General features: G+C 69.9%; 20 protein-coding genes. 12 read left to right on the top strand and 8 right to left on the bottom strand.

Annotated features, from left to right (window positions below; translation table 11 throughout):
• The first annotated feature begins 408 nt into the window (after positions 1-408).
• Positions 409-1,134 (top strand): ferritin-like fold-containing protein, encoded by a 726-nt coding sequence (locus OG735_RS28080; protein WP_327325914.1) that lies wholly within the window; start codon positions 409-411, stop codon positions 1,132-1,134.
• Positions 1,135-1,184: 50 nt separating this feature from the next.
• Here OG735_RS28080 and OG735_RS28085 read toward each other — a convergent pair whose 3' ends face one another.
• The 4 genes from OG735_RS28085 to OG735_RS28100 form a co-directional block, all read right to left on the bottom strand.
• A complete protein-coding gene (locus tag OG735_RS28085; protein ID WP_327325915.1) occupies positions 1,185-1,454 on the bottom strand; it encodes a hypothetical protein in 270 nt (89 codons plus the stop codon).
• 157 nt (positions 1,455-1,611) lie between these two features.
• Complete coding sequence (locus OG735_RS28090; RefSeq protein WP_327325916.1) at positions 1,612-1,839, bottom strand: DUF3107 domain-containing protein; 228 nt, start codon at positions 1,837-1,839, stop codon at positions 1,612-1,614.
• A 130-nt stretch (positions 1,840-1,969) separates the two neighbouring features.
• Positions 1,970-2,611, bottom strand: coding sequence for a TetR/AcrR family transcriptional regulator (locus tag OG735_RS28095; RefSeq protein WP_327325917.1), 642 nt, complete (start codon positions 2,609-2,611; stop codon positions 1,970-1,972).
• A 147-nt stretch (positions 2,612-2,758) separates the two neighbouring features.
• Complete coding sequence (locus OG735_RS28100) at positions 2,759-2,977, bottom strand: hypothetical protein (RefSeq protein ID WP_327325918.1); 219 nt, start codon at positions 2,975-2,977, stop codon at positions 2,759-2,761.
• 124 nt (positions 2,978-3,101) lie between these two features.
• Here OG735_RS28100 and OG735_RS28105 point away from each other — a divergent pair, with 124 nt between their 5' ends.
• The 7 genes from OG735_RS28105 (at position 3,102) to moeZ (ending at position 11,781) form a co-directional block, all read left to right on the top strand.
• Complete coding sequence (locus OG735_RS28105; protein ID WP_327325919.1) at positions 3,102-4,067, top strand: alpha/beta hydrolase; 966 nt, start codon at positions 3,102-3,104, stop codon at positions 4,065-4,067.
• Positions 4,068-4,074: 7 nt separating this feature from the next.
• Positions 4,075-5,385, top strand: coding sequence for a DUF3152 domain-containing protein (locus OG735_RS28110; protein ID WP_327325920.1), 1,311 nt, complete (start codon positions 4,075-4,077; stop codon positions 5,383-5,385).
• A gap of 263 nt (positions 5,386-5,648) precedes the next feature.
• On the top strand, positions 5,649-7,352 hold the full coding sequence (locus tag OG735_RS28115) for a DUF3492 domain-containing protein (RefSeq protein WP_327325921.1): 1,704 nt from the start codon (positions 5,649-5,651) through the stop codon (positions 7,350-7,352).
• Entirely contained in the window at positions 7,349-8,647 is a 1,299-nt protein-coding gene (locus OG735_RS28120; protein WP_327325922.1) for a hypothetical protein, read from the top strand. The genes OG735_RS28115 and OG735_RS28120 overlap by 4 nt, the downstream gene beginning before the upstream one ends.
• 156 nt (positions 8,648-8,803) lie before the next feature.
• Entirely contained in the window at positions 8,804-9,763 is a 960-nt protein-coding gene (locus tag OG735_RS28125; RefSeq protein WP_327325923.1) for an NAD-dependent epimerase/dehydratase family protein, read from the top strand.
• On the top strand, positions 9,751-10,539 hold the full coding sequence (locus OG735_RS28130) for a spherulation-specific family 4 protein (protein WP_327325924.1): 789 nt from the start codon (positions 9,751-9,753) through the stop codon (positions 10,537-10,539). The genes OG735_RS28125 and OG735_RS28130 overlap by 13 nt, the downstream gene beginning before the upstream one ends.
• A gap of 63 nt (positions 10,540-10,602) precedes the next feature.
• A complete protein-coding gene (gene moeZ, locus OG735_RS28135) occupies positions 10,603-11,781 on the top strand; it encodes an adenylyltransferase/sulfurtransferase MoeZ (protein WP_327325925.1) in 1,179 nt (392 codons plus the stop codon).
• Between the two features lie 166 nt (positions 11,782-11,947).
• Here the strand turns inward: moeZ and OG735_RS28140 are convergent, their stop codons facing one another.
• Positions 11,948-12,259 (bottom strand): hypothetical protein, encoded by a 312-nt coding sequence (locus OG735_RS28140; protein ID WP_327325926.1) that lies wholly within the window; start codon positions 12,257-12,259, stop codon positions 11,948-11,950.
• A gap of 294 nt (positions 12,260-12,553) precedes the next feature.
• On the opposite strand from OG735_RS28140, the gene OG735_RS28145 reads away from it, so the two are divergent.
• Together OG735_RS28145 and OG735_RS28150 are read left to right on the top strand one after the other, a co-directional pair.
• Positions 12,554-13,570, top strand: a complete 1,017-nt coding sequence (locus tag OG735_RS28145; protein WP_327325927.1) for a toll/interleukin-1 receptor domain-containing protein — start codon at positions 12,554-12,556, stop codon at positions 13,568-13,570.
• A gap of 706 nt (positions 13,571-14,276) precedes the next feature.
• The gene (locus OG735_RS28150; RefSeq protein WP_327325928.1) at positions 14,277-14,897 is read left to right on the top strand and encodes a hypothetical protein; all 621 of its coding nucleotides are present in this window, start codon (positions 14,277-14,279) and stop codon (positions 14,895-14,897) included.
• A 67-nt stretch (positions 14,898-14,964) separates the two neighbouring features.
• Here OG735_RS28150 and OG735_RS28155 read toward each other — a convergent pair whose 3' ends face one another.
• The 3 genes from OG735_RS28155 to OG735_RS28165 all read right to left on the bottom strand — a co-directional run bounded on the left by OG735_RS28155 (position 14,965) and on the right by OG735_RS28165 (position 21,088).
• The gene (locus OG735_RS28155) at positions 14,965-16,560 is read right to left on the bottom strand and encodes an alpha/beta hydrolase (RefSeq protein ID WP_327325929.1); all 1,596 of its coding nucleotides are present in this window, start codon (positions 16,558-16,560) and stop codon (positions 14,965-14,967) included.
• Positions 16,561-16,608: 48 nt separating this feature from the next.
• Complete coding sequence (locus tag OG735_RS28160; RefSeq protein WP_327325930.1) at positions 16,609-18,171, bottom strand: alpha/beta hydrolase; 1,563 nt, start codon at positions 18,169-18,171, stop codon at positions 16,609-16,611.
• A 148-nt stretch (positions 18,172-18,319) separates the two neighbouring features.
• The gene (locus OG735_RS28165) at positions 18,320-21,088 is read right to left on the bottom strand and encodes a lysylphosphatidylglycerol synthase transmembrane domain-containing protein (RefSeq protein ID WP_327325931.1); all 2,769 of its coding nucleotides are present in this window, start codon (positions 21,086-21,088) and stop codon (positions 18,320-18,322) included.
• Positions 21,089-21,294: 206 nt separating this feature from the next.
• On the opposite strand from OG735_RS28165, the gene OG735_RS28170 reads away from it, so the two are divergent.
• Positions 21,295-21,654: an MGMT family protein gene (locus OG735_RS28170; RefSeq protein ID WP_442812629.1), complete on the top strand. Its 360-nt coding sequence runs from the start codon at positions 21,295-21,297 to the stop codon at positions 21,652-21,654.
• A gap of 203 nt (positions 21,655-21,857) precedes the next feature.
• Positions 21,858-25,307 (top strand): ATP-dependent helicase, encoded by a 3,450-nt coding sequence (locus OG735_RS28175; protein WP_327325933.1) that lies wholly within the window; start codon positions 21,858-21,860, stop codon positions 25,305-25,307.
• Positions 25,308-25,326 lie beyond the last annotated feature (19 nt).

Genomic DNA, 25,326 nt, shown 5'->3' on the forward strand with positions numbered 1-25,326 from the left:
GTGAGACGCGGCATGAGGCGAACGAATGGGGGTCGTACCGCACCTGGGTACCGGGCCGGCCGTGGATTGGCCGGATGGCGCGGGACCACTGCCTTCGCTCGAGCGCTCGTGCCGCTGAGGGGGCCCCTCATCTGCGGTCGTACGCAACTGTGCGCACGGTCCGCGCGGAGGGCGGTCGGGGCGGAGCCGATCGGGCCACCGACCGGGCATCCTCAAGGGGGCTCTGGGGGAGCAAATCCCCCAGTCATACACTGGGATCGCCCGCCGAGTAGCTAAAACGCTCGACAGGCGCATTACCACTGTACCCCGGAATCGCGCATGTGTGTTGGGTGAATTCGTAGGAACCGCGCTGCGGACGTGGCTGACCAGGCCCTTCCGCCTCACGATGAGCGGGCTATTGTGCGCTTCATGGAGACGCCTGACAACGCCACTGAACCCACCGGAATCGCCGCCCAGGACTGGGCCACGGCGTCCGCAGACCCCCAGTACCGCGCCGCCGTCGTGGATCTGCTGGGCGCGCTCGCCTACGGCGAGCTGGCAGCCTTCGAGCGGCTCGCCGAGGACGCCAAGCTCGCGCCGACGCTGGGCGACAAGGCCGAGCTGGCGAAGATGGCCTCCGCCGAGTTCCACCACTTCGAGCAGCTGCGTGACCGCCTCACCTCCATCGACGCCGAGCCGACCGCCGCGATGGAGCCGTTCGCCCAGGCCCTGGACGACTTCCACCGCCAGACCGCGCCGTCCGACTGGCTGGAGGGCCTGGTCAAGGCGTACGTCGGCGACTCGATCGCCAGCGACTTCTACCGTGAGGTCGCGGCCCGGCTGGACACCGACACCCGCGCCCTGGTGCTTGCGGTGCTCGACGACACAGGTCACGGCAACTTCGCGGTCGAGAAGGTCCGCGCCGCGATCGAGGCCGAGCCGCGGGTCGGCGGACGGCTGGCGCTGTGGGCGCGCCGCCTGATGGGCGAGGCGCTCTCGCAGGCGCAGCGGGTGGTGGCGGACCGCGACGCGCTCTCCACGATGCTCGTGGGCGGTGTGGCGGGCGGCTTCGACCTCGCGGAGGTGGGCCGGATGTTCTCGCGGATCACCGAGGCGCACACCAAGCGGATGGCGGCGCTGGGCCTCGCGGCCTAGCCTCCGCTCCTACGGTTTCCCCGGCGGCGTCGGCGGCCGGTCGTGCGGACTCAGAAAGGGAACGCGCGACGGAGCCGCCGCGTCGACGGCCGGATCAGCAGCGAGAGCAGTACGGCTCCGATCGCCACTGCGCCCACCAGCGTCGCCAGTGTGTGGCCGGGACCGAGCGCGGCATGCGTCACATAGCCGCCGAAGAGGGCGCCGAGCGTGCCTGTGGCGAAGACCACACGGCGTGCCGGGAGACGTTCGGACAGGTGACGGGCAGCGGCCCAGGCGAGGGCGAGTCCGAGCAGGACTGAACCGAGCGTTTCCAAGAGCACTGCTGATCACCTCACGGACGCCGGTGCAGGCAAAACGGTCGTAGCCCGTATTACCCGGCGCCCGCGGAAAACAACCCTCCCGGGACAGCGGAAGAGGGCCCGGCGGGGGATTTCCCGCCGGGCCCTCTTCTGTCACGCTCCAGTCGCTTGCGACGCCCTACAGTGCGCCGAAGCCCACGCGCCGCGTCGCCGGCTCGCCGATCTCGACGTACGCGATCCGGTCGGCCGGTACGAGGACCTTGCGGCCCTTTTCGTCCGAGAGACTGAGCAGCTGCGCCTTGCCGGCCAGCGCATCGCCGACCGCGCGCTCGACCTCCTCGGCGGACTGCCCGCTCTCCAGAACGATCTCCCGGGGCGCGTGCTGCACGCCGATCTTGACCTCCACGGCTATGTCCCTCCGAACGGTCAGTGTGTTGCGCGGTCAGCCGCGCTGTACGCAGCACACATTAGCCCGGCGAGGGGACGCGGCAGGCGTCCCCGGGAAACGCCAGGAGCGAACACCCCCCGGTCCCCGGTCAGTGCTGCTCGGTGCCGTGCAGCGGGAAGCCCGCGATGCCCCGCCACGCCAGCGACGTCAGCAGCTGCACCGCCGTTTCGCGCGGGATGCCGGAGCTGCTGGAAAGCCAGTAGCGGGCGACCACCTGGGAGACGCCGCCGAGGCCGACGGCCAGCAGCATGGACTCTTCCTTCGACAGGCCCGTGTCCTCGGCGATGACGTCGGAGATCGCCTCCGCGCACTGCAGCGAGACCCGGTCCACGCGCTCGCGCACCGCGGGCTCGTTCGTCAGGTCCGACTCGAAGACCAGCCGGAAGGCCCCGCCCTCGTCCTCGACGTACGCGAAATAGGCGTCCATCGTCGCGGCGACGCGCAGTTTGTTGTCGGTCGTCGACGCAAGCGCCGTACGGACCGAGAGCAGCAGCGACTCGCAGTGCTGGTCGAGCAGCGCCAGATAGAGCTCGAGCTTGCCCGGGAAGTGCTGGTAGAGCACGGGCTTGCTGACGCCGGCCCGCTCGGCGATGTCGTCCATGGCGGCCGCGTGATAGCCCTGGGCCACGAAAACTTCCTGGGCAGCGCCCAGAAGCTGGTTCCTGCGGGCTCGGCGTGGCAGGCGCGTGCCCCGCGGGCGCGCTGCCTCTGTCTGCTCGATGGCTGTCACGCCGCCTCCCAAAAAATTGTTCCTTGCGCGCTGTGCGCCGCGCCGCCATCGTACTTTTGGGTAACCCGGCTGTGCGTGGTGCGGACGCAGAATTTCACGGACCGGACAGTCGCGGTAGCTCCCGATTCAGGGGCAAAGAGGGGCAGGTCACCGGTAGTCGTCCTCGTCGAGGGCGACAACGCGGGCCTGTTCCGCGGCATCGGCCTCATTCGCGGAGTCCAGGTCGACGATGTCCACATGGTCGTCGTCGTCGGGCAGCACATCCGCGAGCTGCTCGGCCGCGTCGGCTTCGGGAACCTCTTCGTCGAGCACGGCCTCCTGGTCGTTTGCATCGAAGGTATCCGGGTCTGTGGGGTCGACAGACATGCGGCACCGCTTTCCATGGATAGTGCCCCTCCTACGAGCGTAGGAGGTACTCATTCATGACGCTACGCGGTGTGTGACGCCGAACACACGATCCAGTGTGTGATCGTCTCGTAACATTGCCCGCATGTCTTCGACCGAGCTGCCGGGAGTACGCGCCGTCAACGCCGCCGTGGCCCCCAAGGTCGCGACCGTCCGGGTCGCGGAGGGCGAGGAGCTGCGCTCCGCGACGCTGCCCGGACTGACGCTCACCGTCAGATCCAGGCCGCCGACGCGCTCCGGCCTCGCGCCCGCGCTGTATGTGCACGGGCTCGGCGGCTCCTCGCTGAACTGGTCGGCGCTGATGCCGCTGCTCGAAGACATCCTGGACGGTGAGGCGATCGACCTGCCCGGTTTCGGGGACTCCCCGCCGCCGGACGACGGCAACTACTCCCTCACCGCCCACGCCAGAGCGGTGATCCGCTATCTGGACGCCCGGGGCCGCGGCCCCGTACATCTCCTCGGAAACTCCCTGGGTGGAGCGGTCTCCACCCGTGTCGCGGCCGTCCGGCCCGATCTGGTGCGCACGCTCACGCTCGTCTCGCCCGCGCTGCCGGAGCTCCGCGTGCAGCGCTCCGCCGTGCCCACCGCGCTGATGGCGCTGCCCGGGGGCGCCTCGCTGTTCGGCAGACTGACCAAGGACTGGACGGCCGAGCAGCGCACCAAAGGCGTGATGGCGCTCTGCTACGGGGACCCCTCGCGGGTCGACGACGAAGGGCTGCGCAACGCTGTGGAGGAGATGGAGCGGCGTATGCGCCTCCCGTACTTCTGGGATGCGATGACTCGTTCCGCGCGCGGCATTGTCGACGCGTACACCTTGGGTGGACAGCACGGGCTGTGGCGGCAGGCGGAGCGGGTGCTCGCGCCGACGCTGCTTGTTTACGGGGGGCGGGACCAACTCGTCTCGTACCGTATGGCGCGCAAGGCAGCGGCGGCCTTCCGGGATTCCCGGCTGTTGACGCTCCCGGATGCCGGGCATGTTGCCATGATGGAGTACCCGGAATCAGTCGCCCAGGCTTTCCGGGAACTGCTGAACGACTGCGACAGGAGCTGATCCGGGGGTGGGACGACACAGCCGCAAAGGCCCCGCGCCCAAGGGCTCCGACTCCGGAAGCAGCGCCGGTATACCCGGCCCCGGAGTATCCGGCACCGGTGAGTGGGAAGCCGTGGGTTCGAGCCCCGGCAGTGGACGGCGCAGACGCAACGCCGCGCCGGGTCCTGAACAGCATGGCTCCTCCGGCCATGGCCTGCCGCAGGCCCGCGGTGGACACCCCGAGCAGCATGAAGCGGGCGGTGGCTGGGGCGTACCGCCGCAGCGGTACGGGGACCGGCAGGGCGGCGGCCGGCAGCGGGTGCAGACGCCGATGCCGCCGCGTACGACCGCCTCGGGAGCGGCCCGGATACCGGGCCCGCGACGGGAGTTCGTCGAGGCCTTCGAGCAGCCCCGGCCCGCAACCGGCCAGGAGCCCGACCCGTACGCCTCCGTCACCGAACGGGGCGACGAGCCGGAACAGGCCACCGAAGCCGCGGCCGAAGCGAGCGAGGGGAAGCCGGCCAAGGGTGGCAAGGGGCGTGCCTTCACCGGCATCGCGGCCGCCGCGGTGACCACGGTGCTCGCGGTCGTCGTGGCCGGCCACGTCGCCTCGGACGGTCCGGAGAAGCCGAGCGCACAGGCCGCGGGCAAGGACCGTGCGGGGGCGGAGAGCCCGGCATCCCGCTCGAACGGTCGGCAGGCGCCGCCCGACGGCGCGGTGAAACCCGCGGTCCCTGCCGCGTACGAGCAGCTGATGGCCGCCCGGTTCCCGATCAACCCCAAACTGACGGCGACGGGTGATTTCGAAGCGGTGCCCGGCTTCGACAAGGCGCCGGGCAAGGGTCGCAAGATCCGCTACCGGGTGGATATCGAAAAGGGTCTCGGTCTGGACGGCGCGCTGTTCGCCAAGGCGGTCCAGCAGACCCTGAACGACGACCGGAGCTGGGCGCACGGCGGGGCGATGACCTTCGAGCGGATCTCTTCGGGGGAGCCGGAATTCGTGATCACGCTCGCCAGTCCCGGGACCACGGCGACCTGGTGCGCCAAATCCGATCTGGACACGAGCGTCGACAATGTCAGTTGTGATTCGGCGTCGACCGACCGCGTGATGATCAATGCGTACCGGTGGGCCCAGGGCTCGGCGACATACGGCGACGAGGCGATGTTCACCTACCGGCAGATGCTCATCAACCACGAGGTCGGGCACCGGCTCGGGCACGGTCATGTGAACTGCCGCACGCCGGGCTCGCTCGCGCCCGTCATGCAGCAGCAGACCAAATCCCTCGACATCGGCGGGATCAAGTGCCGCCCCAACCCCTGGGTGTATCCCGGCGGTTGAGCCCAGAGTGCGAGACGGGCGTCTCGTATCCGGCCCGCGCGCACCGCATGTCAAGGAGCTGGCCGCAGCCTGACACTCCGTAACTGCAGCGCCCCGTAGCGCGACTGAACGCGACCGGGGTGGGAAAGTTACGTGCATTCACCCCTTCTGGTGGCGTGATGGACAACCGTCCGTCGCGTCACTGGCGTATCCGCTTACCGTCGTCCCGCTGTGAGCCGCCGGACCAACGGCGGCCGCCCACAAGGGAGATCGGGGGTGCGCTGGTGCGGATCGGACTGCTTACGGACGGTGGTTATCCATATGCGACGGGTGAGTCCAGGCTGTGGTGCGACCGGCTTGTGCGCGGGCTCGCGCAGCACGAGTTCGACGTCTACGCGCTGAGCCGCAGCGCCCAGCAGGAGGACCACGGCTGGATCCAGCTCCCGCCGCAGGTGCAGCGGGTGCGCACGGCCCCGCTGTGGGCGCCCGAGGACGACGGACATACGTACGGACGGCGCGAACGACGCCGCTTCGTCGGCCATTTCAAGGAGCTTGCCACCGCCGTCTGCGCGGAGGGCGAGGGCCAGGGCGAAGGTTTCGCCGACGCGCTGTACGGACTCGCCGAACTCGCGCGTGAACGCGGCGGGCTCTACGCCGCACTCCGCTCCGAACTCGCCGTGCGTGTCCTCGAATCCGCATGCCGTGCCCCCGGCACGCGCCGCACCGTGCACGCCGCCACCGTCCCCGACTACCTCGCCTTCGTCGACCAGCTGGAGCGCGCTCTGCGCCCGCTCTCGCTCGACTGGTACGGCGCGGACTGCCTCGGCGCGGTCGACCTGTGCCATGCCGCGTCCGGCGGCTCCGCCGCCCTGCCCGGCCTGCTGGCCAAACGCTTCTTCGGCGTCCCACTGCTGGTCACCGAGTACGGCGTACAACTGCGCGCGCACTACCTCGCCGCGAGGGACGGCGAGCTGACCGCGCCCGTACGGGCCCTGCTCGCGGCCTTCCAGGGCCGGCTGGCCGCCGAGGTGTACCGGCAGGCGTCCGTCATCACGCCCGGCAATACGCATGCACGCCGCTGGCAGGAGAAGTGCGGCGCCGACCGAGCCAAGTTGCGGACCGTCTACCCCGGCATGGAGGTGGACCGTTTCGCGGCGGTCGGGGAACCGGTGGGCGAGGCTGCGGGAGATGACGACGGCAGCAGCGACCCGCACACCCTCGTCTGGGTCGGCCGGATCGAGCCCGCCAAGGACCTCATCGCACTGCTGCATGCCTTCGCGGAAGTGCGCAAGGAGGAGCCGCAGGCACGGTTGCGGCTCTTCGGCGCGCCGGTGCAGGGGCCGGAGGCCAGGACCTATCTCGCCCACTGCAAGGCGCTGGCCGCCCAGCTCTTCCCCGACGAGGCGGCCGACGCGCACGCCGTCGGCGACAACCCGGTCTCCTTCGAGGAGATCGGCGGACCCGAGGCGCCCGAGCTGGCCGACGCGTACGCCTCCGGCGGAGTCGTCGTCCTGTCCAGTGTCGTCGAGGGCTTCCCGATCAGCCTGGTCGAGGCGATGTTCTGCGGCCGCGCGACGGTCTCCACGGACGTCGGCGCGGTCGTCGAAGTCATCGGCGGTACAGGGCTTGTGGTGCCCCCGCGCAATCCGCGGGCCCTCGCGGAAGCCTGCCTCGCGCTGCTGCGCGACCCCGAGCGCCGTGAACGGCTCGGCGCGGCCGCCCGGGCCCGCGCGCTCGAGCTCTTCACGATCGAGCAGAACCTGACGGCATTTCGCGGCATTTACCTGGAGCTGATCTCGCACTCCCCGGTACAGCGGGAGGCGGTGAACGCGGACGGTGAGCCGCTGCCCTTCGCCCGTCCCGCCGAGGCGTATGTGCCATGTCACTGGACGGGCGGCGGCACCGCGTCGGGCGCCCGCACCCCGCGCTGGGCGGACCGGCCGCGGCTCGTCGGCGCGCTGACCACCGCGAAGGAGGCACGCGCATGAGTACGTCCCGAAGTACGTCCCGCAGTACGCCACCCGGTGCGTCCCGCAGTGCGTTCCGTATCACCGCGAGCGCAGCCGCCGACGAACGCGGATCACCCGTCGGTGCGAGCGGCTGGGACACCCACTCGGCGGCCCACTCGGACAACCAACAGGAGACCCTGCTCGCCGAGGTCCGGGCGGACGGGCCCGCGAAGACGCGCAAGCCCGCTGCCCGCCGCGGCCCCGCCGACCCCGTCAAGGCGCTCATGCACCACCACCGCGAGCTGTGCGAACGGGCCGTCGACCCCCTGGAGATCGCCGCCGGTCTCGAGGCGCACGGCGTCACCGACCGGACCGCCGCCCGCTTCCGCCACCGGGACGTCTTCTCGCTCGCCGAGGAGCTGTACGCGCGCGTGCCGCGCGGAGGGGAATCGACACAGGCCGCCGAACGTCCGGCGCGCGCCGCCGGTCCGAGCGCCGGACGACGGCCCGGCCGCGCCGGACACGCACTCCTCACGCTGCTGCCGGGCGCCGTCTGCGCCCTCGCCGTCGCCATGCAGTCCATGGAGCCCATAGAGGTTGCGGAAGGCACGGTCCGGCTCGCGGCAGGGGCATTGGGCCTGTCCGGAGTCGCCGTCGCCCTCGCGCTCTGCCTGCGCCGCGGACCGCTGCGCGCCGCGGGACGCACCGTCCCCGCCGTACGCCTGTGGACACTCTGGCTGCTCGTGTACGCGGTGTACGGCGAAGGGGCGCAGGCCCAGCTCATCGGCGGCGGTCCCGACGCTTCCTGGCCCATGACCACGGCCCCGCTCGTCGGACTCGCACTCGCCGTCGCCCCCGCGGCCTGGTGCGCGCACCTCTTCTCCGTACAGGCGCGGCGCAGGCTCGACGGCAGCCGCGGACTCGAGGAGTTCGCCTCCGGCGCGCGTCCGCTGCTCCTCGGCGTCGTCGCGCTGTACGTCTGTGCCCTCACCACGCTCCTCGTACTCACCGGCCTCGTCCTCCCTCACAAGGCCCTCGTCCCCGCCGTCGCCCTCGGCACCCTGCTCTTCCTCGCGCGTCTGCTCATCGTCCACGGCTTCCCCGATTCCGCCGCCGCCGGACTCGCCGCCGCCTGCGCCGTCGAAGTCGCCGCCCCCGCCCTCCTGCTGGCCGGACGCCTCCCTGGCTGCGGCTTCCTGGCGAGTCCGGTCGAGGCGGCAGTCGGAGCCTGGGGCACCGGAGCCGTACCCGCTCTCGCCTGCGGCGCCGCCGCCCTCGGCCTGCTGGCCCACGCCACCGCGGCGCTGTCCCGGGCCTCGGCGCACAGCGTCTGAACCTGCTGTGGGGCCGACACCGCGTGCGTACCGACATCGCGGGCGTACCCGATTCCAGCACCCAGTACTGCATCGACAGCAACATCCCTAAGGAGAAAGCGACATGACCCCCCTACCCCCTGCTCCGGCCCGTCGGCACCGAGGGGCGGCCGCGCGATGAGGGTGCTACTGCTCGGTGCCAATGGATTCCTCGGCCGCTTCGTCGCCGACCGGCTGCTCGCCGACCCGGCCGTGCACCTCACGGCCCTCGGGCGCGGCGACGACGCCGACGTACGCTTCGACCTCGCCGGCGGCAGCCCGGGCGCGCTCACCCGCTTCCTCGGCGCCGTCCACCCCGGGGTCGTCATCAACTGCGCGGGCGCCACCCGCGGCGGCGCCCGCGAACTGACCCGCCACAACACCGTCGCCGTCGCCACCGTCTGCGAGGCCCTGCGCCGCAGCGGTTGCGGCGCCCGGCTCGTCCAGCTCGGCTGCGCCTCCGAGTACGGACCGTCCCAACAGGGATCGTCGACGGCGGAGGACGCGATCCCGCGTCCCGGCGGCCCCTACGGAGTGAGCAAGCTCGCCGCCACCGAGCTGGTGCTCGGGGCCGGCCTGGACGCCGTCGTACTCCGCGTCTTCTCGCCCATCGGCCCGGGCACCCCGGCAGGATCCCCGCTCGGCCGCCTCGCCGAGGCGATGCGCCGCGCCATGCAGTCCGGCGACGGCGAGCTGAAGCTCAGCGGCCTCGGCGTGCAGCGCGACTTCGTCGACGTACGGGACGTGGCGCGCGCCGTGCACGCCGCTTCGCTCTCCGCCGCGCAGGGCGTGGTCAACATCGGTACGGGACGTGCCGTACGGCTGAGGGACGCGGCCGCCGTCCTCGCCCGGGTCGCCGGCTACGCCGGTGGGCTGCACGAGCTGGACGCGCCGTCGGGCCGGCCCCCCATCGGCGCCCCGCGCACCGAATCCGTACTGGACCACCTGTCCGTGCCCCCGGCGCCGTACCCCGACGGCTGTGGTGGCTGGCAGCAGGCGGATGTGCGCACCGCCCGCGACCGGCTCGGCTGGCGCCCCCGTATCAACCTCGAAGAGTCCCTCGCCGACATCTGGATGGAGGCGGCATGCCGCATCTGACCAGCACGGGCGCCCAGTCCTCGACGGCCACAGCGAGGGAGGTCCGCCCGGACGAAGTCTGGGGGAGGCTCGGCTTCGGCATCCCCGGCTACGCCCACCCGCTGCTCGCCCCCGTCGAATGGGCCGGACTGACCCGGCCGGGAACGCCGTTGCACTGGGTGGTCCTCAATGTCGACGACGGCCCCGGCGACCGCCCCGACCCGCACTGTCTGGAGGCCGCGGGCAGGCTGCGCAACGCGGGCGTACGCGTCCTCGGCCATCTCGACCTGGCACACGGCTCGAGATCATTCGGCGATCTCGTCTCCGACGCGCACCGCTTTCTCGAGTGGTACCAGGTCGACGGCTTCCTGCTGGACCGCTGCCCGACGGACCGTGCGGACCTGCACGAGGTGCGGCGTACGACGGCGACGCTGGAGGCGGTTCTCGACGGCGGGCATCTGGTGCTCGGGCACGGCTCGCACCCGTATCCCGGCTACGCGGAGGTCGCCGACCAGCTGGTCACCTTCTCCGGGCCATGGACCGACTACCGCTGGTCGCAGGTGGCGGAGTGGACGGCGGACCACCCGCCGGAGCGCTTTGTGCACTTCGTCCACGGCGTGCCGCGGACCCGCCTGGAGGAGGCCACGCGTATCGCCCGCTGGCAGGGCGCCGGGACGATCTTCTTCACCGACCGTACCGGCGGCAAGGGTCGAAGCGAACATAACGGAGCATTCGAGGCACTGCCCGGCTACTGGGACGAAATCGTCTCGCAGATCGGACCGGGTGTCTCGGAATGAGAGGGGGCGTGGCAGTGTTACGCAGAGAACCACCGTACTGACTTACCGACCAACGGAGTCCCCGTGTCGCTGCCACCCCTGGTCGAGCCAGCTGCTGAGCTCACCGTCGACGAGGTCCGCAGGTACTCCCGCCACCTGATCATCCCCGATGTCGGGATGGACGGGCAGAAGCGGCTGAAGAACGCCAAGGTGCTCGCCGTCGGCGCGGGCGGTCTGGGCTCGCCTGCCCTCATGTACCTGGCCGCCGCCGGCGTCGGCACGCTCGGCATCGTGGAGTTCGACGAGGTCGACGAGTCGAACCTGCAGCGCCAGATCATCCACAGCCAGGCCGACATCGGCCGCTCCAAGGCCGAGTCCGCCAAGGACTCGGTGCTCGGCATCAACCCGTACGTGAATGTGATCCTCCACGAAGAGCGGCTCGAGGCCGAGAACGTGATGGAGATCTTCAGCCAGTACGACCTGATCGTCGACGGCACGGACAACTTCGCGACCCGCTACCTGGTCAATGACGCGTGCGTGCTGCTGAACAAGCCGTACGTCTGGGGCTCGATCTACCGCTTCGACGGCCAGGCCTCCGTCTTCTGGTCCGAGCACGGGCCCTGCTACCGCTGCCTCTACCCGGAGCCCCCGCCGCCGGGCATGGTCCCGAGCTGCGCCGAGGGCGGCGTGCTGGGCGTGCTGTGCGCGTCCATCGGCTCCATCCAGGTCAACGAGGCCATCAAGCTGCTGGCCGGCATCGGTGAGCCGCTGGTCGGCCGGCTGATGATCTACGACGCCCTGGAGATGCAGTACCGCCAGGTCAAGGTCCGCAAGGACCCGGACTGCGCCGTGTGCGGCGAGAACCCCACCGTCACCGAGCTCATCGACTACGAGGCCTTCTGCGGCGTCGTGTCCGAGGAGGCCCAGGAGGCGGCGCTCGGTTCGACGATCACTCCCAAGCAGCTCAAGGAGTGGATCGACGACGGCGAGAACATCGACATCATCGATGTCCGCGAGGTCAACGAGTACGAGATCGTCTCGATCCCCGGCGCCAGGCTGATCCCGAAGAACGAGTTCCTGATGGGCACCGCCCTCCAGGACCTTCCGCAGGACAAGCGCATCGTCCTGCACTGCAAGACGGGTGTCCGCAGTGCGGAGGTCCTCGCGGTGCTCAAGTCCGCGGGCTTCGCGGACGCGGTGCACGTCGGCGGCGGCGTCATCGGCTGGGTCAACCAGATCGAGCCGGACAAGCCGATCTACTAATCAGCCCTTGGGCTGAACAGCAAGGCTGAAGAAGCCCACGGCTCTGACCAGGTCAGGTGCCGTGGGCTTCTGTCGTTGTTGGTCGGCGTCGGGCGCCCTCGCACGGCCCAGATACGGCCCGGACTTCCCGCAGGGCCGTCGTCGGTTTCCCCAGTGACTGGGCGCCCTACAGGTCGACACGGGACTCGATGTCGCCCCCTGAGAACGACGTGTGCCGGCCGGGCAGACTGCGCAGAGTCGGCTCCAAGACCTTGAAGAGAGCATCTGCATCAGGCCCGCAAGCGTAGACCACGGCCTTGCCCCCTCCGTACTCGTTGCCGTCGACCTCGCCGACACCGGCCGCCTCGGCCGCCGCCGCCATCACCTTGTAGACGCGCTCTCGCTGGTCGGCGTCGTCAAAGCCGCCAGCCGCCAGCAGGAAGTGGGCGATGACGGCGTGCGCCTCATCCCCGATGTCAGGGGCCATGAGTATCTCCATGCCGGACACACTCGGGCTCCGCGGCCGCACCCTCACCACCCGGGCCGGGGCCAACCTCGCGCTCTTCGAGTACATCGAGGGGTTGAGGTCGGCTTGCTACCGGCCCGGGACCGGCGCCCCAGCTCCGCAGCGCGGACGGAGCGACACAGCTGACTGCCGATCGCCGCGTGCCGCATTGAGCTTGATCACCATGTCCTTACCGCATAGTCGCTGCCGAGTTCAGATTCTGGTATCACTTACTTGCTACACGTTGCTGCCGCTTCTCGAACAATTGAACGTTACGGAGCTTTCGCCATGCGCATTCTTGTGTTGGGATCGTTACCTGATCACGTTCCAGGCGCCAATCAACCAATCCTGGCAGAACATGCGCCTTTGTTTAGAGCGGGTCGAGCGCTGGGTTGGGCGCTTGCTGCCGGAGATTTCAGAGCCATCATTGGAAGCTCGTCGCAACGAACAATTGATCCCTATATTTTCGAGGGCTACGCCGAGTATTGCAGGGAGAATCCGAGTTCCCAACGCCACATAGAGATTCAATTCCCTGTCGATGCCGCTAACCCAGGACATGAACCTCGGTTTGCGGATGCTCCAGAAAATCTCCATGTCATGAAGATTGAAAACTATGCAGATGCAAGCAGCCCTCATCGTTGGATCGTCTCCCACTTCGCTGCATTGCGTTCTGCGGACCTTCTGATTGTGCTTGGCGGAGGTGTGAGTACGCGACTTCTTGGCGCCTATGCGGCATCGAATAAAATTCCAACCCTCGCTATCCGTGAGTACGGGGGATCATCCGCGGAGGTCTTCCTCCTTGCGCGACACACCTACCAAAAGGCGATACCTCGGTTGGGGGAAAGACCCACCAGAGAGACCAGTCAGAAAGTAATTTCCTTTGCAGTTGAACTGGTGAAGTCCAAGCCGCGCAGCATTCACTCGTATTTCCTTAGCTATTCTTGGAACGACTGTCCTGAAGCGGACTATGTCGAGGTGCTTCTTAGAAGGTTTGGGAGGATGATTTTTAGAGACGAAGACCGGGTTATGATTGGCCACCGAATCCCGCGCCAATTAGAGGCGTCGATACAGGAAGCGGACACATTTGTTGCCCTATTTAGCAACAGTTACAACGCAAGCCAATGGTGTCCTTCCGAGCTAGAATTCGCACTCGAATCACAAGCGTCCGGACGCCCAGACCGAATCGTGTTAATTGAGCTTGATGAAACCAAACCTCCGCTGCGGGCCGCCTCATTGTTGCGCGTTAAAGGAAACTCGCGCGAGCATCTTGACCTATGTGTTCGCAGAATGATCGAGCAAGAGTAAGTTGCATGCCGCGCCCTTTGGCTCTCGCGCAAACGGCTCCGGAGGCCCCTTGAGCCTCACGCATCCCTGCTGGTCAGAGCCACGTAACGGTGCCACTCGGAGCGCTCGGTCCACGCATAGGCCGCGAGACTGGATTGCGGCCTCACGCCTCAGACGGCGGTGGTCGCAGGTCTCGCCTTCCTCACGAGCCGGGATGGTGGTGAGCTCACCTATAGCGACGCATGTCCTTCTTCGCGTGGGAATCCCTCTCTCGACTCATTAACGTGGCGCGCCTTTCTCAGGATCAGCTGACGAGCTGCCGGAATCTCTGGAAGAGCAGTCGAAACTCACCTGGGTGGAGCCGATCCAACTCCTCTTCCTTCTCGGCCAGGTTGGGCTCAACTGGGGCGTGTGAGGCTACGAACTCATCAACAAGGGTTGATAGGTCGTCATCGTCGAGGAGCTGCTTCATTTGGTGGTCGGCGTTGGTCAACCGCGCACGGCCCGAAGACAGCCCAGCCCACCCATGGAGCGGCTCCGGAGTTCTGCTGCAAGGTCAAGGGCCTGACTGCGATTGGCGCCGGATCCAGGTTCGTGGGGCATCGTCAGTACTGCTGGCCTGCGCCGGTGGCTCCCGTTGTGCGCCCTTGCGCCCAGCCTGACCGCAAGTCACTGTCAGGATTGGCAGTTGCCTCTGACAGTGCCACCTGTGGAGGGGGGAACGTTGATGGGGGAACCGAGCGCAGGATCGTGGTCGCGCGGCGTCTTCGGGGAGCTGGCTGTCTCGCTGTCGCACCTCGTGCCGGCGTGCATCGTGCGAGCCCATGAGCGGGCGAGAGACGGTCATCAGGGTGTGCGCACACAGACGCTGGAGGCATACGGCCACGGTCTCCATGCCTGCCAATACGAAGAACTGGCCTCGGGCTTGGCGGACCTGCCTGGCGCCACTCCTGTACGTCTTCAGGCTCGGACGGTGATGGTGGTCGCCGGCCAGGTCCTCTACCCCATCCGCTACGCGAAGAAGGACATTCCTGTGACCGTGGCTCGACTCCGCCGGGCCGTTGGTCTTCGCGCTGACCTCATCCGGCGACACGGACCAGAACCCATGCAGGGAGAGCTGGACCTAGGGCTTGAAGAACTGCAAGAGGAGGAGTTCCACAACGACCTGAACCAGCTTGACCCCGATGTCGGGTTGGTGCTCCTGGCCTACGCATGCTCCATGGACAACGGGGTCATGCGTCTTGAGTGGGGGGATGCAGAACTGCGCCGTGGCGACCGCCATCTGCTGTGGCACCATCACGAAGCGCTGTCTCTACCCAGCGAGCGACGGTCCGCTGACATCTACTGAGGCTCGTAGCCCTGCGGGAGGGCCCTGGACCGGAGTGCCGGTCCGGGGCCCTTCGCGCTGCCGGCTGCTACGAGCAGGTCTTGCCGTTCGCCGGGACCTTGCCGTCCAGGAGATACGCGTCCACCGTGCCGGTCACGCAGGCGCCATTGCCGTACGCGCCGTGCCCCTCGCCCTTGTTGGTGAGCAGCACTCCGACGCCCGCGCCCAGCTCGTCCACCATCCGCTTCGCGCCCTCGTACGGGGTCGCGGGGTCGCCCGTCGTGCCGACGACCAGGATCGGAGCCGCGCCCTCGGCGGCTGCCTCGGGAGTGTCCGACTCGCCCGGCACGGGCCAGTCCGCGCACCACCCCGCCAGGTCCCAGGCCAGATACGGGCCGAAGACCGGCGACACCTTGGTGAACTCGGCCAGATGACGCGATGTGACCTCGGCAGCGGTCACACGGCCCTTGGTGTCCGCGCAGGATATGGCGCGCTGCGAGTGGTCCTGGGTGCTGTAGTGGCCTTTCTCGTCACGGCTGTTGTAGGCATCCGCCATCAGCAGGAGACGGGTGCCGTCACCGTTCTCCGCCTCGTTCAGCCCCTTGGTGAGGTATTCCCAGTTGTCCTTGGAGTACAGCGGGAAGACGATCCCGGTGAGCGCCAGGCTCTGGGTGAGCGGGCGCCCCTCGTCGGTGGGCAGCGGCTTGCGGTCCAGCTTGCCGAGCAGCTTGACCACGCGCGCGGTGCCGTCCTGCGCGCTGATGCCGCGGCTCTTGAAGTAGTTCTCCAGGGCGCGCTGGAAGCCCTGCGCCTGGCCCAGCGAATGCGCGGCGTAGTCGGCGGTGGGATCGACCACCGCGTCCAGGACGAGTCGCCCGACATTCTTCGGGAACAAGTGGGCGTAGGTGCCGCCCAGTTCGGTGCCGTAGGAGAAGCCGAGGTAGTTCAGCTTGTCGTCGCCGAGGACCTGGCGCATCAGGTCCATGTCGCGGGCGGCGTTGGCCGTGCCGACATGCGGCAGCACCCGCCCGGACTTCTTGGCGCAGCCCGCGCCGAAGGCCTTGGCGTCGTCGAGGTACGCCTTCTCCTCCGCGGGTGTGTCGGGGGTGAAGTCCAGCCTGTGCGCTGCCTCGATCTCCTGATCGCCCCGGCAGGTCACCTCGGAGCTCTCCGCCACGCCGCGCGGATCGAAGCTGACCAGGTCGTAACGGCTGTGCAGCTTCTTGAACTGATCGGCCGAGCCCGGCAGTCCGGCGACACCCGAGCCGCCGGGACCGCCGAAGTTGAAGAGGAGTGAACCGATCCGCTTGGACCGGTCCTCGGCCTTCGAGCGGATCAGAGCGATCCCGATCGTCTCGCCCGTCGGCTTCTTGTAGTCGAGCGGGGCCTTGAGCCGGGCGCACTGCCACTCATGGCCCGGCGCCTTCGCGTAGCTGCCCTCCGCCTTCACGGGCGCCGCGCAGCGCTGCCAGTCGAGCTTCTGGCCGGTGAGGGTGGCGGGCAGGACCGGCTCGCTCGGCCTGCTCGGGGCGGCCTTGCCCGGGGCGGTCCGGGCGGCCGAGGGCTTGGCGGTGTTCTTGCCGTCGCCCCCTGCCGCGTCCGTACCGCTGTCACAGCCGGTGATGGCGCCGGCCGCCAGCACCGCCGCAGCGGCCAGGGCCCCCGCCCGTACCCGCGTCGTCATGGATGCCCCCCCCGGGCTTCGAAGATAGTTTCGACATCCTATGCGGGCCTACTGACACACCGTTCCGGCGGCGGGAGCCTTGCCGTCCAGGAGGTAGGTGTTCACTGCCTTCTGCACACACTTGTTGCCGCTGTTGTACGCGCCGTGCCCCTCGCCCTTGTACGTGAGCTCGATGCCGACGCCCTTGCCGAGCGCGTCGGCCATCGCCTTCGTGCCCGGGTACGGCGTGGCCGGGTCACCGGTGTTGCCGACGAGGACGATGGGGGCAGAGCCCGGGGCGGAGACATCCGGCGTGCTCCACATGCCGGGCACCGGCCACTCACTGCAGCCCATCAGGCCCCAGCCCATGGTGTCGCCGAAGACCGGCGACGCCTCGCGGAATTGAGGCAGCTTCGCCCTGGCCTGGTCCAGGGTGAAGCGGTCCTTGTAGTCGACACAGTTGATGGCCGAGTTGGCCGCCTGGATATTGCTGTAGTCGCCGTTCTCGCTGCGTCCGTTCAAGGCGTCGGACAGTGCGAGCAGCAGCGCGCCGTTGCCTCCGTCGGCCTCATCGAGACCCTGCTCCAGCAACGGCCAGTACTCCGTGGAGTAGAGGGTCTGCGCGATGCCGTTGGTGGCTTCCGTCTGGGTCAGCTTCCGGTCGCCGCTGCCGGTGATCGGCTGCTTGTCGAGCTTCTTGAGGAGAGCGATGATCCAGTCCTGGATCTCCTGCGGTGTCGAGCCGGGGATGGGGCACTTGTCGCCCCGGGCCACGCAGTCCTTGGCCCAGTCGGTGAGGGCCAGTTGGAAGCCCTTGGCCTGGCCCAGCGCGCTCTGCTCCGAGGTCGCGGTCGGGTCGACGACGGCGTCGAGAACGGCTCGGCCCACGTTCTTCGGATACAAGTGCGCGTAGACGCCGCCGAGTTCGGTGCCGTACGAGATCCCGAAGTAGGAGAGCTTCTTGTCACCGAGGACCTGGCGCATCAGGTCCATGTCGCGGGCGGCATTGGTGGTGCCCACATACGGGAGCTCGTTGCCGGAGTTCTTCTTGCAGGCGTCCGCGAAGGACTTCAGATTCTCGACGAGGGTCTGCTCCTCGGCGGCGTCGTCGGGGGTCCAGTCCTGGGCGAAGTACGCGTCGAGCTGTCGGTCGTCCTTGCACTCCACGCCGACGCTGCGACCGACCCCGCGCGGGTCGAAGCTCACCAGGTCGTAGCGGGTGCGCAGGGTCTCGAAGTCCGCGGCGACGGAGGGCAGCGTGCTGACCCCGGAGCCGCCGGGACCACCGAAGTTGAAGATGAGGGAGCCGATCCGCTTGCTTTTGTCGAGCGCCTTGGCGCGAATCAGGGCCAGCTCGATGGTCTCGCCGTCCGGCTCGGCGTAGTCGAGCGGGACGTCCATGAAGGAGCACTCCCAGGTGGTGCCGCCGGGCAGCGGCGAGGGCTGGGTCCCGCCGCCCTCGGCCTCCGAGGGGGCCGGGCACTTCTGCCAGTCCAGGGTCTGTGAGGCGAGATCCTCCGTCCGGTCCTGCTCCGTCTTCTTGTCGCTGCTGTCGGAACAGCCGGCGGCCAGCAGTACGGTGGCGGAGGCGGCGAGTGCGACAGCGCGCAAGGCGGCGGAAGTGGTCGGCATGCCGTCATCGTCCGCCGCGAGCGCCCCGGCCGCGCGGGACGGCGGTCCATGCGGGTGGCGACGGAGCGTAGCCGCGGCAGGGCGGCCATGTGGGTGGCGACGGAGGGTTCGCGCGGCGGGTCGGCCGTGCGGGGACCGCCCGGCCCGGCTAGAGCGCGCCCTTGCGGGTGAGGTGGTTGAAGGCGAACCACCCCGGCAGTACGGGCAGCCAGAGCGTCATCATCCGGTACAGCAGGACCGCCGGCGCCGCGACCTCCTTCGGCACTCCGGCCAGGACCAGACCGAAGGTCAGCGCGCCCTCGACCGCGCCCACACCGCCCGGCGTCGGTGCCGCCGAGCCCAGTGCGTTGCCCGCCAGGAACACCACGGCGATGCTGGCGTAGCTCAGCGGCTGGTGGCCGTTGTCGAAGGCCCGGATCGACGCGTCCAGACACATCACGAACACACCGGTCAGCAGCAGCATCCCGCCGATGCCGGTGAGCAGCTTCCCCGGTCGCTGCAGTACGTCGAGCATGCGCGGCACCACACCGGCGAACAGCGAGCGCAGCCGCGTCGAGACGAACTTCCGCAGGAACGGGATCGCGGTCACCACCAGCACCAGCACGGCGACCGTCAGCAGACCCGCGATCACCGTCCTCGACGGCGTGAACGACGCCGTTCGCTCCGTACCGGTCAGATAGCCGAAGGAGAGCAGCAGCAGGATGTGTGCGCCGAGGCCGAACAGCTGTGAGGCGCCGACACTGGCCACGGCGAGACCGGGCCGTACGCCCGAGCGCTGGAGGAAGCGGGTGTTCAGCGCGACGCCGCCGACCGCCGCCGGGGCGACGATCTTGACGAAGGACCCGGCGACCTGCGCAACCACGGTCCGCAGGAAGCCGACCCGCTCCGGCACAAAGCCCAGCAGGCTCATCGCCGCCGCGAAGTAGCTGATCGCGGAGAAGGCGACGGCCACCACCACCCAGCGCCAGTCGGCCTGCCGGAAGACCGTGCCGAAGTCGATGCCGGCGAGCTGCGAGAGCAGGAAGTACGCGGCGACCGCGCCGGCGATGAAGCTGATGAGCGTACGCGGTCTGATCCGCTCGAGACGGACCGGCTCGACCGGTGCCTGTGGTCTGATCAGCAGCACCTGCCGACGGATCTGGGAGAGCAGATCCTCCTCGCGCGCCTCGTCCATGGCTTCGTCCATGGCCTTCTTGTCGGCCTGCTTCTCCGCCCGTTCCGACTTGCGTGCGGCCTTGCGGTCGTCGGCCGACGCTTCCTCCGCCGCCTCTTCCGTACGAGCCCGCTTGGTGGCGGCGGACGCCTCGAGCACCGCATCCCGCTCGCGCTGCGACCGCTCGCGGGCCAGCTTGCGCAGTGTCGCCCGGGTGGAGCGGCTCAGCGCGATCGGCTGGAGCAGCGGCAGACAGTCGGCGATCGCGTCCGGACCGAGCACCTCGACCGCGGTGGCCACCGCACGCGCGGCACCCACCCGCAGCCCGATCGTGGTGAGCAGCTGCGCGATGTCCATGCGCAGTACCACATCGCCCGCCGCGATCTCGCCGCCGCGCAGATCCGTCAGGATCACCTTGCCGGAACGATCCACCAGAATCGCGTCGCCGGTTAGTCTGCGGTGCGCGATACGCCGCGACTGGAGCGCCTTCACCTGCCGCCAGGCCCCGCGCACCACATCGTCGGTGATCTCGTCGTCCGTCAGGGAGTCCAGGGAACGGCCGCCCAGGTGCTCGTACACCAGCATCACGGCGTCCGGACCGAGTTCCGAGGTGGCGATCAGCTTGGGGGCGTTGGCTCCGGCGGCGATCGCCGCGTACGCCAGCAGCGCCTCCTGCTCCAGCGCCTGACGCAGCGACTGGATGGAGCGGCGGGTGGTGATGGAGCGCAGCGTCAGTCGGCGCCACACCCGGTAGAAGAAGCCCTGCGCCTGCTGCTCGCGGTCGACGACGGTGACATCGAGCGGCGCGCCCTCCTCCAGCGTGACCAGATAGCGGCGGCCGCGGTCGCCCTGCTCGGCGGAGTCGGGAACGTCCTCGGAGCGCATCGCGGTGACCGGGCGGAAACCGACATGGCGCAGACCCGCCAGCAGGGTCTGGCCGGTGGGCCGTACGTTCGGCGAGCCGACGGTGTACAGCGTGCCGTACGCGACGGTCCAGCCGAGCAGCACGGTGAGGATGATCGAGAACGGGGTGGTGTAACCGGCGACCAGCATCGCGAAGGCGTCGAGCAGCAGCACCACCCACAGCACCACGCGCCAGCGCGGCCGCCGGGCCATCCCCACTGCCGTCATATAGGCGATCACGGGCGCGAGATAGCCATGCACCGGATCGGTCAGCCCGCCGCCGCTCTGCGCCTGGGTCAGCGCGTCCTGGAGCGTGCCGGGCGCGGCCTTGGCGACCCAGAGATCGGTGGCGAGGGTGACGCCGTGCGCGAGGACGGCGGCGAGGACGCCGTCCGCGATCCGCAGCCCGTCCCGTTTGACCAGCCGCTCGATCGCGAAGGCGACGGGGACGAGCAGTACGGCGATGCTGGACGCCAGCCCGGCGATCTTGACCAGCAGGTCAGGGGCCTGCCCGGTGCCCTTGTTGATGTCCTGCTCGAGACCGGAGGTGGTGCCGTGGGCGAAGGCGGCGACGGCGAGCACCACGGCGATCGCCAGGATGCCGATGAGGAGCCGCAGCAGATCGGAGGGGCGGTGGACGCGGGCGGCGAGCAGTGGTTCGTCCCCGGATACCCGGTCGACGCTGGTCACGTCCGTGACGTCGGTCGCCCTGGTCGAACCGGTCGCCCCTTTCGCCGCGGTCGAATCGGCGGATCCTTTCGCCCCGGTCGCCCCGGTCGCATCGCTCGCGTCGCCCTGCGGAGCGGGCGCTTCCGGGTACGACTCGGACTCAGGGGTGCTTGCCGCCTTCGGAGGCTGCACGCCCTGCTCCTTCGCCGTCTCGGTCTCTTCTTGATCTCGTATCACCAGTCACCGCCCGCATGATGGTGGCACGACCGGACGGCAGAGGGGGGCATCAGGGTGCATCGCGGGGACTTGAGGCACGTGAGATACGCCCCTCTGCCTCTCCGGTCCCACTCCCTCCACTGTGCCTGCTGTCGGAGGCGTTGTCGGTGGCGTGCGGCAGGATGGGCCGGATGGACGAGCTGCCGGAGTACGCGGAGCGGGTGCTTGAGGTCGCCGAGCTGATCCCGCCCGGCCGGGTGATGACGTACGGAGATGTCGCGGAGTGGCTCGGGCAGGGCGGGCCGCGCCAGGTGGGCCGGGTGATGGCGCTGTACGGCGGCGCCGTGCCCTGGTGGCGTGTGGTGCGCTCGGACGGCACGCTGCTGCCCGGGCACGAGCTGCGCGCCCTGGCGCGGTACCGCACGGAGGGCACGCCGCTGCGCGAGGCCTCGCGAAGTGCCGAAGGCCATGTGCCACGGCTCGACATGAAGCGCGCGCGATGGGACGGCGAAGGTGGTGCGGGCGGCAGCGCTCAGATATGACAGCTTCGGCCGATCGGTTGCACCAGGGGCGCGCCGGGGACTGTACGGCGTACGAAGACCGTACGGAGCCCCGGTGCGCGGCTGACTCACCGCGTCCCCGCCCCGCGCTGGCGTAGCGTCGTCGGCGCGCGGCACGAACCGTTCCACCCGCGGCACGAACCGCTCCATCACCACCAGCACACCCACCAGGACCGGCGATCCACGTGAGCTCCTCCTCCACCACCGGGCGTACGACGTACCAGCAACAGGTACGGCGGCGGACCTCGGGCGCGTACCGACTGGTGCGTACCCCGCCGGGCCCGGTGCATCCCCCTCTCCTGGACGCAACTCAGCGCGCGGTGGTTGACCACGGTCACGGTCCGTTGCTCGTTCTGGCAGGTCCGGGCACCGGCAAGACGACGACGCTGGTGGAGGCGGTGGCCGCGCGGGTCGCGAAGGGGGTGGATCCGGAGCGGATCCTGGTCCTCACGTTCAGCCGCAAGGCGGCGGTGGAGCTGCGGGACCGGATGGCGCTGCGGCTGGGTGGTGCGCAGGGGCCGCAGGCGACGACCTTCCACTCCTTCTGCTACGCACTGGTCCGCGCCCACCAGGACGCGGATCTGTTCTCCGAGCCCCTGCGGCTGCTGTCGGGTCCCGAGCAGGACGTCGCCGTACGCGAACTGCTGGCGGGCCAGCTCGGCCTGGAGGCCGAGGGGCTGGTGCGCAATCACTGGCCGGACGAGCTGCGGGCGTGCCTCACGACGCGCGGTTTCGCGGACGAGGTACGGGCGGTGCTGGCCCGGAGCCGGGAACTGGGCCTCGGCCCCGACTCCCTGGCCCGCTTCGCGGCCCGCACCGGCCGTCCCGACTGGGGGGCGGCCGCGTCTTTCCTTGCCGAGTATCTGGACGTCCTGGACATGCAAGGGGTCCTCGACTACGCGGAACTGGTGCACCGCGCGGTCCTGCTGGCCGAACGGACCGGGTCCCCGTACGACGTGCCGCACCCCTCGTCCCTCTTCCCGTACGACGCGGTGTTCGTGGACGAGTACCAGGACACGGACCCGGCCCAGGTGCGGCTGCTCCAGGCGCTGGCCGGCCAGGGCCGGACGCTGGTCGCCTTCGGCGACCCGGACCAGTCGATCTACGCCTTCCGCGGCGCGGACGTGAACGGCATTCTCGACTTCCCGGACGCCTTCCGGCACGCGGACGGCAGACCCTCTCAGGTGTCGGTCCTGACCACGTCGCGTCGCAGCGGGTCGGGTCTCCTGGCGGCGACCCGGCTGCTGACCCGGCGGATGCCACTGCCCCGCCTCCCGTCGGAGAAGGCCCGCGCCCACCGGGAGCCGGCGCCGGTCCGCGAGGGCGGGCAGGTGGAGACGTACACCTTCCCGACGGCGTCCACGGAACTCGACAACATCGCCGACATCCTCCGCCGCGCCCATCTGGAGGAGGGCGTCCCGTGGAACGACATGGCGGTCCTGGTCCGCGCGGGTGGCCGCACCATCCCCTCGGTCCGCCGCGCGCTGACGTCGGCGGGCGTCCCGCTGGAGATCGACGGCGACGACGTCCCACTGCGCCACGAACCGGCCGTATCGCCGCTACTGACGGCCCTGCGCACGGCGGCAACGGCCGCGCTGCGGGGCCCGGCGGGACCGCGGGAGGGGACTGCGGAGTCCTCCGGTTCCGCCGGGGCACCACCGGCGGATGCGGATGCGGCACCGGATGCGGGTTCGGCACCGGATGCGGATGCGGCGCCGGGTGCCGAGGCGTCGGAAACCGGGACCCCCACCGCCTGGCTCACCACCGAGACCGCTCTCACCCTGCTCACCTCGCCCCTCGGCGGGATGGACGCCGCCGACCTCCGGCGGCTCGGCCGCGCCCTCCGGGACGAGGAGCGTGCCGGTGGCAACCGCGTACCACCGCCCTCCGACCAGCTCCTCGCCCGCGCACTTGCCGAGCCCGAGCGCCTCGTCGCGCACGACCCCGCGTACGCCCGCGGCGCCCAGCGGCTCGGCGCACTCCTGCGCAAGGCGCGCGAGCTTCTCGAAGGCGGCGGCACCGCCGAAGAGGCCCTCTGGGAGCTCTGGGACGGCACCCCCTGGCCGCAGCGACTCGAGCGCGCAGCTCTCCGCGGCGGCGCGGCCGGCCGTAACGCCGACCGCGACCTCGACGCCGTCTGCGCCCTCTTCGACACCGCGGCCCGTGCCGAAGAGCGCACCGGCGGTCGCGGCGCCCTCAACTTCCTCGAAGAGGTCGAGGCCCAGGACATCGCCGCCGACACCCTCGCCAAGAGAAGCGTGCGCCCCGATGCCGTACGCCTGATGACCGCCCACCGTTCCAAGGGCCTCGAGTGGAGCCTGGTCGTCGTCGCCGGTGTGCAGGAGGGCCTGTGGCCGGACCTCCGCCGCCGCGGCTCGCTCCTCGAGGCCGACCGCATCGGTCACGACGGCCTCGCCGAGCCGCTCACCCCCGGCGCCCTCCTCGCCGAGGAGCGCCGGCTCTTCTACGTCGCCGCCACCCGCGCCCGCGACCGCCTCGTCGTCACTGCCGTCAAGGCCCCCGCCGACGACGGCGACCAGCCATCCCGCTTCCTCACCGAGCTCGGCGTGGAGCCCAAGGACATCACCGGCCGCCCGCGCCGCCCCCTCGCCGTCGCCGCGCTCGTTGCCGAGCTGCGCGCCACCACCGTCGACCCGCAGGCGACGGACGCGCTGCGGGACGCCGCCGCCCGCCGCCTCGCCCGCCTTGCCGCGCTCACCGACGACGAGGGCCAGCCGCTCGTACCGGCCGCGCACCCCTACCGCTGGTGGGGCCTGTACGAGCCGACGCAGAGCCAGATCCCGCTCCGGGACCGGAACCAGCCCGTCACCCTCTCAGGCAGCGCACTGGACCAGCTCGCCAACACCTGCGCGCTCCAGTGGTTCCTCGGGCGCGAGGTCAAGGCGGAAGCACCCGCCACCGCCGCCCAGGGCTTCGGCAACGTCGTCCACGTACTCGCGGACGAGGTCGCCTCCGGGCAGACCCCCGCCGACCTCGCCGTTCTCATGGAGCGCCTCGACTCGGTCTGGAACGCGCTCGTCTTCGACGCTCCCTGGAAGTCGCAGCAGGAGAAGGAGCACGCGCGCGTGGCGCTCGAACGCTTCCTGCGCTGGCACGTCATGGACCGCGGCGGTCGCGGCGGCCGCGCCCCCGCCGCCACCGAGCACGACTTCGACGTGACGCTCGAGGCGGGGGAGTACGAGGTACGGATCCGGGGCTCCATGGACCGCGTCGAGGAGGACGCCGAAGGACGCGCGTACGTCGTCGACTTCAAGACCGGCAAGCAGACACCCACCAGGGACGAGGTCGCTGCCCACCCCCAACTCGCCGTCTACCAGCTGGCGGTGCGCGAAGGGGCGCTCGACGAGGCCTTCGACGGCCGTCGCCCGGAACCCGGCGGCGCCGAACTCGTACAGCTGCGCCAGCCCGCCGCCAGGAAGGACGGCGGCGACGAGCTCCCCAGGATCCAGGCCCAGGAACCCCTGAGCGGCGCATGGGTCGGTGATCTGCTCGCCACCGCCGCCGGACGCGTACTCGACGAGCGCTTCACCCCGTCCACCGGGCAGCACTGCACCCACTGCACCTTCCGTGCCTCGTGCAGCGCACAGCCGGAGGGACGCCAAATCGTCGAGTGACCGCCGCCGACGGTCGGTG

The organism is Streptomyces sp. NBC_01210, from assembly GCF_036010325.1.
Taxonomy (GTDB): Bacteria; Actinomycetota; Actinomycetes; order Streptomycetales; family Streptomycetaceae; genus Streptomyces.

Bases quoted from the DNA above. Each gene is read 5' to 3' on its own strand.
- OG735_RS28080 (WP_327325914.1), top strand. From the start codon at position 409: ATGGAGACGCCTGACAACGCCACTGAACCCACCGGAATCGCCGCCCAG.
- OG735_RS28100 (WP_327325918.1), bottom strand. From the start codon at position 2,977: ATGTCTGTCGACCCCACAGACCCGGATACCTTCGATGCAAACGACCAG.
- OG735_RS28105 (WP_327325919.1), top strand. From the start codon at position 3,102: ATGTCTTCGACCGAGCTGCCGGGAGTACGCGCCGTCAACGCCGCCGTG.
- OG735_RS28120 (WP_327325922.1), top strand. From the start codon at position 7,349: ATGAGTACGTCCCGAAGTACGTCCCGCAGTACGCCACCCGGTGCGTCC.
- OG735_RS28125 (WP_327325923.1), top strand. From the start codon at position 8,804: ATGAGGGTGCTACTGCTCGGTGCCAATGGATTCCTCGGCCGCTTCGTC.
- OG735_RS28130 (WP_327325924.1), top strand. From the start codon at position 9,751: ATGCCGCATCTGACCAGCACGGGCGCCCAGTCCTCGACGGCCACAGCG.
- OG735_RS28140 (WP_327325926.1), bottom strand. From the start codon at position 12,259: ATGGAGATACTCATGGCCCCTGACATCGGGGATGAGGCGCACGCCGTC.
- OG735_RS28145 (WP_327325927.1), top strand. From the start codon at position 12,554: ATGCGCATTCTTGTGTTGGGATCGTTACCTGATCACGTTCCAGGCGCC.
- OG735_RS28150 (WP_327325928.1), top strand. From the start codon at position 14,277: ATGGGGGAACCGAGCGCAGGATCGTGGTCGCGCGGCGTCTTCGGGGAG.
- OG735_RS28155 (WP_327325929.1), bottom strand. From the start codon at position 16,560: ATGACGACGCGGGTACGGGCGGGGGCCCTGGCCGCTGCGGCGGTGCTG.
- OG735_RS28160 (WP_327325930.1), bottom strand. From the start codon at position 18,171: ATGCCGACCACTTCCGCCGCCTTGCGCGCTGTCGCACTCGCCGCCTCC.
- OG735_RS28170 (WP_442812629.1), top strand. From the start codon at position 21,295: ATGGGCCGGATGGACGAGCTGCCGGAGTACGCGGAGCGGGTGCTTGAG.